General features: G+C 36.3%; 7 protein-coding genes. 1 reads left to right on the forward strand and 6 read right to left on the reverse strand.

Features of this window, described 5'->3' with window-relative positions; translation table 11 throughout:
• On the forward strand, nt 1-933 hold a 933-nt coding region (locus ABIQ27_RS03165), incomplete at its 5' end, for an aldo/keto reductase (RefSeq protein WP_348031981.1).
• A 2-nt stretch (nt 934-935) separates the two neighbouring features.
• Here ABIQ27_RS03165 and ABIQ27_RS03170 read toward each other — a convergent pair.
• The 6 genes from ABIQ27_RS03170 to radA form a co-directional block, all read right to left on the reverse strand.
• The gene (locus ABIQ27_RS03170) at nt 936-1,562 is read right to left on the reverse strand and encodes a murein L,D-transpeptidase catalytic domain-containing protein (protein WP_348031982.1); all 627 of its coding nucleotides are present in this window, start codon (nt 1,560-1,562) and stop codon (nt 936-938) included.
• Nucleotides 1,562-2,998 (reverse strand): PQQ-dependent sugar dehydrogenase, encoded by a 1,437-nt coding sequence (locus ABIQ27_RS03175; RefSeq protein WP_348031983.1) that lies wholly within the window; start codon nt 2,996-2,998, stop codon nt 1,562-1,564. Before ABIQ27_RS03175 ends, ABIQ27_RS03170 begins: the two co-directional genes overlap by 1 nt.
• Nucleotides 2,999-3,093: 95 nt before the next feature.
• Nucleotides 3,094-4,725, reverse strand: coding sequence for a DUF4139 domain-containing protein (locus ABIQ27_RS03180; RefSeq protein ID WP_348031985.1), 1,632 nt, complete (start codon nt 4,723-4,725; stop codon nt 3,094-3,096).
• Between the two features lie 81 nt (nt 4,726-4,806).
• On the reverse strand, nt 4,807-6,756 hold the full coding sequence (locus ABIQ27_RS03185; protein WP_348031987.1) for a biosynthetic peptidoglycan transglycosylase: 1,950 nt from the start codon (nt 6,754-6,756) through the stop codon (nt 4,807-4,809).
• Nucleotides 6,753-7,217 carry a hypothetical protein gene (locus tag ABIQ27_RS03190; protein ID WP_348031989.1) on the reverse strand — a complete coding sequence of 155 codons (465 nt, stop codon included), beginning with the start codon at nt 7,215-7,217 and terminating at the stop codon, nt 6,753-6,755. Before ABIQ27_RS03190 ends, ABIQ27_RS03185 begins: the two co-directional genes overlap by 4 nt.
• Before the next feature lie 75 nt (nt 7,218-7,292).
• The coding region (gene radA / locus ABIQ27_RS03195; protein WP_348031990.1) for a DNA repair protein RadA at nt 7,293-8,504 on the reverse strand (1,212 nt) is incomplete at its 5' end.

Raw genomic sequence — 8,504 nt, forward strand, 5'->3', positions numbered from 1 at the left:
CAATTGGATTATGCTGTTGAAAAAGGAATCAATTTTATTGACACTGCCGAAATGTATCCGATTGCTGCGCGCGAAGCAACACTGGGAAAAACAGAAAAGTATATCGGAACCTGGTTAAAGAAATCAGATAAAAGAGAAAATTTGGTTATCGCCACAAAAATTTCAGGCCCAAACAGAGGCTTAGATTATATTAGAAATCCACTTGATTTTTCAAAGAAAAACATTCACGAAGCAGTTGATTTAAGCTTAAGAAATCTACAAACAGATTATATCGATTTATATCAAATGCATTGGCCAGAGCGTGTGATGAACATGTTTGGACAGCGTGGCGTTTCAGAAATTGATACACATTGGCAGGAAAATTTCTTTGAAGTCTTGAGCATTTATGATGGTTTAATCAAAGAAGGAAAGATAAAGCACATTGGTGTTTCGAATGAAAATCCATACGGTGTGATGAAGTTTATCAGCGAAAGCGAAAAGCATAATTTACCGCGAATCGTTACGATTCAAAATCCGTATTCTTTATTAAATCGTTTGTATGAAGTTGGGCTTTCCGAAATTGGAATGCGTGAAAAGGTTGGTTTGTTGGCTTATTCTCCATTGGCATTTAGCTTTTTGACAGGCAAGCATTTGAATGGAACTTTACCAACATCACGATTGGGATTGTTTCCGCAGTTTACAAGATATTCGAATGCAAATTGTCACAAAGCCACAAAATTATATCAGGAATTGGCATATGAAAATGGACTGACTTTAGTCCAAATGGCTTTGGCTTTTGTAAACCGACAGGATTTTGTGACATCGACTATTATCGGAGCCACAACTATGAAACAACTTCAGGAAAACATTGCTGCATTTGAAACTGTTTTGTCAACAGAAATTATTTCAGAAATCAATAAAATCCAGGAATCAATTCCGAATCCGGCACCGTAATTTTAATAGTAAATACTTAATAAGATTGGCTTTTCGGTAGTGTCAAGAATTTTTTCAATTCGTTTGAAATAGATTTCATTAACCATTGGACAACCAAAACTATTGCAAACAGGCTCAATTTGTTCTTCATAAGGCATTTTGCTATATTTATGAAGAACAATATTTCTGATAAAAGCATTACTGTTTGAGTTATCCAATCCAGACAATTTATAGGCTTTGCCAAATTGACCGTTGTAACTTTCGCCGATGGAATATTTTCCCAATGATGTTGCCAATGAGTTATTGACATTACTGAATTTCAGATTGTTTTGAATTCCAGTCTCTGAACCAGAGCCATGTGCAACCAAGCCTTGATCAATTATTTTTCTTTCATTCAAATCATAGACAAAAAATCTATTCCTGCCCGACATAATTTTCATGTCAAGAAGAAAAACGATATCTGAATTGTAGGCTGGTTTTTTTTGAAGAAAGGTTTTTATGATCTGTAATTGATCATTCATCCTTTTTTCAGTTGCTTCAATTGATGCCAAATTCCTTGTGGCCGCAATTCCATTATTTTTTAATAATGAACTATAGCCCCAATAAAACAGCAATAAGAATAAAAGAACAATAAAGATTCTTTTCATCATTACTCTACAACCAATTTAGACTGATATTGATTTCCGTTCAAATCTTCAACAGCAATCAAGTACAATCCACTGGCTAAAGCAACAATATTTACAGCAGGAGTTGTCTCATTATTTTCCACGGCTTTTGTCAATACCAACTTTCCGGTTAAATCAAAAACGTTCACTTTGGAAAGTGTAGTTCCGGTGCTGTTTTTAATAAAAACTTCGGTCTTCGCCGGATTTGGATATAATGAAAAACCATTTTTTTCAAATTCAGAAACGCTTAACGAAGTATCAATCATTTTATAAATTATAGAAGACGTTGTTGGAGAATATTGGGCATTAATAGAAACATATAATTCGCCATTCATGTCTTCTCCAAAAGTGCCCAAATAATTTGGCGCATCATAAGCCCATGTTATTGCTCCGGATGTTGTATATCCTATTTCGGCAGTGCAAAAATCGGCAAAGAAATATTTGTTTTGAAAATTTGGATACATCGTTCCCGAATAAAGATAGCCGCCGGTAATAGAGCATCTGCCCGAAGCGTGAGTATATTGCGTTATTGGTGGAACGGTTGAAGCATATGCAGGACATGTGCCAATAGACGTACTAAAAACAGCATTACCTTCGTAACAACGCCATCCAAAATTCAACGCGGTGTTTGGTAAAGGACTCGTAATTTTATCAATTTCTTCGATAGAATCCTGGCCTACATCGGCAATCCATAAATCTCCATTGGCACGGTTGAATGAAAATTTCCACGGATTTCGCACGCCATAAGCCCAGATTTCTGCTTTTCCGGGTTGGTCAGCAAATGGATTAGTAGGTGGAATTCCATAATTCAAAGCATCAGCTACAATGTCTACATCTATACGAAGCATTTTGCCTAAATAAATACGACTAGGATTAGACGCAATAGCAGGATAGGCCAAATCTAAATTTTGAGCGTAGCCACTTGTATCGCCGGCGCCACCGCCATCACCCATTCCAATATATAAATAGCCATCAGGGCCAAATCGCAAAGTCCCTCCATTATGATTGGATGAAGGTTGGCTGATAGTCATTAAAATAAGTGGGGTTGTATTGGCTACGTTTGGATCAGCGCTGACGCTGTATCTAGCAATAACCGTATTACCCGAAGTATTAGTATAGTTTACAAAGAAATATCCATTAGTGGCATAATTTGGATGAAAGGCCAAACCCAGCAAACCTCGCTCACTTCCAGTACTTATTAAGGAAGTCAAATTTAAAAAAGGAGTCGCATTGATTGTACCATTTGGATTTACAATGCGTATCAAACCACCTTGTTGTACCACAAAAAGGCGTGGGTCATTTAATGGGTGAGTTAACTCGATCGCAGCAGTAAATCCTGTTGCAAATTGCTGTAATCCGATTGTCTGTGAATAATTGACGAACGAAAACAGACAGATACTTAAAAGGAAAAGTTTTCTCATAGCATTATTTTTTTGGTTACGTAAAGTTAGGAATAAAAAGGTTACAATCTAATAGTTAAAAAAAAACGCAATCGGTTAGGATTGCGTTTCTGATATTATAGATTATCTATCATTTTATCTTTCGGATATTTGACTTTATAGCTTATCCTTATTTTCTTGGTTTCATTCGGATTGAGTTTTAAATCCCAGGTTAGGATTCCGGTTTCCTTGTTTTCTTTAGCATTACTTTTTTCTAATAATTCAATCTCCACTTCTTTGTCAGTGCTTAATGGATATTGGTCTTTCAAGGTTATATCAGCTGCTTCTTTTTTGTTATTTCTAATGGTGATATCAAAAGTAAATGTCTGCTCCTTTTTAGAAGAAAGAAATTTAGTTCCCGATTTATCCACTACTTTTTCACGCTTGATGGAGATTTTTTTATCTCTTCCCATGCTCAAATTCAAAGTGTCTGAAGTTTGGTTTGGATTAATCACAGTTTTACCTACATACAATCCCTCGAAGATAATATTGGCTTCACCTGATAATAAATTGTATTTCGAATAATCATTGATTTCTGCCAAAAGAAATGCTTCTTTTTCTACTCTTGGTACCGCATAATATTTATAAGTAGCCGGTAATTTTATTTCTTTCAGCGCCACACTATGAGGTTTTCCATTGGATAAAATATCATACGGAATATCTATATCAAACGAAACGTTGAGTTGGTTTTCATTAATTGTTGTGTATTGGGAAATTGAAGATTTATCTTTTTTGAAATAACCCATGTTGCTCTGGATTACGACTTCATCTAATGTAACGCCAGCAGCTTTTCCTCGAATGCTATTTTGCATGCCTAAATTCACTTCTTTTTCATAAATTTCGGCATATCTCAAAAACCAAGAACTTAACAACGGAATCTGATTATTCTGATTTGGATTCCCTGAAGATAATGTCAAATCAACTTTCTTCCAGTCGACACCTGTATTTTGAATTACCTGCGCTTTATACATCATGTTAATTGGTGAAGTAATGTTCTCTGCACGCAAATCATAAAAGGGTTTCCAGGAAGCATTGTTGGTAATGTAATTTATATCCAAATTAACCAATCCGGCAGTTTCATTCATCACCTGAATAATCAGTTTTCCTTTAGAGGTTTTGTCTTCTTTTTTGGTGTTGATTTCGAGTTTATCGTTTAGGCTTATGAATTTACGATTGAGCACAGCTTCTTTTTCCTGTAAAATAACAACCGCATTATCGATTTCATTTCTCTTGGTTTTATAGAAATCAACTAACTTAATCAATTCGGCAACATTCAGACCTGTATTGGCGCCACCAACCGTTTGATTAGCATCTAAAAGAGCAATCGTTTGTTGATCTGCATAGATTTCAATTTGTACTTTTTTGATTTCTTTTTTGACGATTGAAATGCTGTCACGCACTTTTTTAATCACCGGACTTGCTTCATCAATTTCATATTCTGAAATATAATTTTGTGTAAACTGCACCGATAAAACAGTTACGGAATTTGGAGCGCCAATCTGCACGGTGTTTTCATTCAAATAGTCGGCGACATTTTTTATCACGACTTCACTCGTTCCGGCAGGAAGATTTACCGAAGTGGTTTGTGATAATTCGGCAGCATTGAAATAAACTGTCGCTGCTTTGACTTTGGCAGTCGTAAAAATTGGTTTTTGAGCAAGCATGGTTGCAGAAACCAAAAACAGGAAGGTAAAAAGGATTTTTTTCATGTGTTTAAAAATTAGGTGTATTCTTTTATAGAGACCTAATAACACAAAAAGGTTGGGAGCGGGATAAACTTATTTCAAAAATTAAAATTCAAACTCTTCCACGGGAGCATTGTCGTTTCTGATAGCTGGTGGTTTTTGTTTGAGAAAATATTTGGCCGGACCGGAAATAAATAAAGGGAAGTTTCCAATAGTATCATTCGCTGTCAGAATACCGCGTTTGAACATCAAATTGGTCAGGAAATTTTGAGTTTGTTTTGCGGCAGGTTTTAATCTGTTCTCAGCATTAAATTTTCCCATAAAGCCTTTTGGATTCGGGATTATCGTTGCCAAAAACAAACATTGGTTTACGTTCAAATCCCAAGGTTTTTTTTGAAAGTAAAACTGAGACGCTTCGGCAATTCCGTATATGTTTGGTCCCCATTCTATAACATTAAAATACACTTCGAGCATACGGTCTTTAGAACTGATATGGTTATTTTCCATGATATAAACCAATAAAATTTCTTCGAGTTTTCTCGATAATGTTTTTTCACGCGTCAGAAAAACATTTTTCACCAACTGCATGCTAATCGTACTGGCGCCTCGTTTGAATTTTTTTGTTTTGATATTCTGGGCAATAGATTCCTTGAAAGCCGCATTGATAAATCCGCGATGTGACATGTATGAAGGATCTTCGCTGGTTAGTACGCATTTTTTTAGATAGGGCGACATCATACTCAAAGGCGTATAATTTCCGCTTCCGGAACCGATAAAAATTGGACGTTGTAAAACACCTTTATCGATAGCGCGATAAGTAAACGGTCCATTGATTTTGTTCAGATCGGCTTCGCCATATTTAGTGATTTTTATGCCTTTCGGTTTGAGCGTGCTTTCAAAAATTATATTATTTGGCTTGTGATTGTTATAACCAAAATTCAACGCATAGCTAAAATTTCCTTTCGCTTCCATACCTTCAAAATGGCGGAATAATCCCGTTGGCAAAGAGCTGATGAAATCCTGTGCTTTCATTTTCGGAATTTTCAGTTTAAGCTGATAAACTTTATCCTTGTCATTTGTATAAGAAACATAAGGCTGACATTTGATTTTATTCAGCTCAACCGTCGATGTGCTGTCCAAAGCAATAAAACGTTCTCCAACTATCCAGCGATAATCAAAACGCGCATTCTTTATAATCACGTCTTTGCTCGCAATCTTTGGATTATTTACAACCAAATCCTGAATCGAAGAATAACCATCAATATGTAGTTCGCCACTATCCATGGCTAAATTCTCTAAGTTGAAATGAATTGATTTAAAACCCGTTTTCAGATTGAATCTCTTATCAATATATGGAATTCTGATGGTGTCGTTTTTAGTATTGGAAAATGTCAAATCCGCCTTTCTGTCTCTGGGATCGGCAAAGCCGTTTATGCTCCATTGTTGTGAAAACTTATCCGAAGTTACCTGAATTATGGTGGTGAGTTTTTTATTTGCTAAAGTCAATTCGTTAAAGTCAAAAATCACTTTATTACCGTTATCATTGATTTTGAAAGCAAAGCCTTTGACCTGCATATCGGTCGGAACCAAATCCATCAATCGGGAAGAAATTCGGTTTAAAAGTTTAGCATAATTGATTTCAGCATTTTCATCTTTCTCTTTTTTGGAATGCAGGAAAGCATCATAATTACTACCGTTTTTGGTTTTTACCAATTGAATGAATCCTTTGTTGACTTCCAGTTTCCCCAATTGAATATCGCCGACTAAAAGCTTCCAGATGTTGACGCTGGTTTTTAATTCGTTTATGTGAATCAATGTATCCGCTTGTTTTGGAACCAAAGCAATATGCTGAAATTCTACATTGGTCAAACCGTGAAATTCTGCTTTTTGTATCGTAACATTACACTGATAATCGCGTTCCATTTGATAGTCAACCTGATGAATAACTTTGTTCAGGATGGTGTTACGAAAAGCCAAAACCAATACCAAACCCAGCAGCACCAAAGTGCCGAAGATTTTCAGGAGAAGAATTACTTTTCGTTTTGCTTTTTTCATTTTATGCTGTCAACGTTCAATCCAATTCCGATTACATTTGGGAGATATGGTCCTTCAAAACTATGCGAAATGGTTACTTTATATTTTCCTTTTTGGAGTTTTGTTTTTTCTTTAATTGAATATTTCAAATCGCAGACATCGCCTGCACATTCGGCTAATTCTTTGCCCGCACTATCTTTTATCATTAAATCAACAGAAAAATTTTCCTTTTCGCCCGCGGGATTTTCGATGGTGAAATTTATAGGAACAGTATCGAATTGATAATCGTAAACGTGACTGAATTTGAATATAAGATTATACAAATGGGAATCATCGGTTACATCAAATTCAAATGTTTTTACATCTGGTTTTTGCCAACGATTTTCTGCTCCGAAATCAACAAACTGGTTAAATTGACTTTGCTCGGAACATGAAATTAAAACCGTAAATAGGGATAATAGGAATAAGAGCTTTGTTTTCATAAATAGTTCGTTTGTATTTATTTAAAAACGCTTTTTTTTTAACTTTTATTGTAAAGGTAACGATAGCAATTTATCTTATCCAAACAATTGCTCAACTACTTCTTCGATTTTCGAAACCAAAACGATTTTTATTCCCGGAAACTTGGCGGCAATCTTATTGTATTTAGATACAAAAATAGTCGAAAAACCTAACTTTTCAGCTTCCTGAATGCGTTGTTCGACACGATTTATGGGGCGAATTTCACCCGAAAGACCGACTTCGCCGGCAAAACAGACATCTTTACCAACAGCAATATCTTCATTGGAAGACAAGATGGCGGCAACAACAGCCAAATCAATCGCCGGATCATCAACAGAAATTCCACCGGTAATATTCAGAAAAACATCTTTTGTTCCGAGACGGAAACCGGCTCGTTTTTCTAATACAGCCAAAATCATATTCAGTCGTTTGGCATTATAACCCGTTGTGCTTCGTTGTGGTGTTCCATAAACAGCGGTTGAAACTAATGCCTGGATTTCAATCATCAAAGGCCGCATTCCTTCCATTGTGGAAGCAATGGCTGTTCCTGAAAGTTCTTCTTCGCGATGCGAAATTAAAATTTCGGAAGGATTGGAAACTTCGCGCAAACCCGAACCCTGCATTTCATAAATTCCCAATTCGGCGGTCGAGCCAAAACGGTTTTTGAGAGAACGGAGTATACGGTAAACGTGATTTCTGTCGCCTTCGAATTGCAAAACCGTGTCGACCATGTGTTCCAAGATTTTTGGTCCGGCAATGTTTCCGTCTTTGGTAATATGACCAATCAATATAACCGGAATGTTGGTTTCTTTGGCAAATTTTATCAATTCGGCCGTGGTTTCCCTGATTTGAGAAATGCTTCCTGCGGTGGATTCTATATAATCGGTATGCAATGTTTGTATCGAGTCGATAATGACAATATCGGGTTCGGTTTCTACAATATGACGAAAGATATTTTGTGTTTTGGTTTCGGTCAAAATATAGCAGTTGTCGCTGTTGGGATTGATCCTTTCAGCACGCATTTTTATTTGCTTCTGACTTTCTTCACCAGAAACATATAAGGTTTTATAAGGCAATTTTAAAGAAATCTGCAATAGCAATGTGCTTTTTCCGATGCCAGGTTCTCCGCCCAAAAGTATTAATGAGCCTGGAACAATTCCGCCACCAAGCACACGATTTAATTCGCCGTCAGTCGTGTTCATTCGAACTTCCTGCGTGGAATCGATTTCCTTTATTCGGAGTGGTTTTGAAACTCTTTTAGAATCGGT

It is taken from the genome of Flavobacterium sp., assembly GCF_039916025.1.
Classification (GTDB): domain Bacteria; phylum Bacteroidota; class Bacteroidia; order Flavobacteriales; family Flavobacteriaceae; genus Flavobacterium.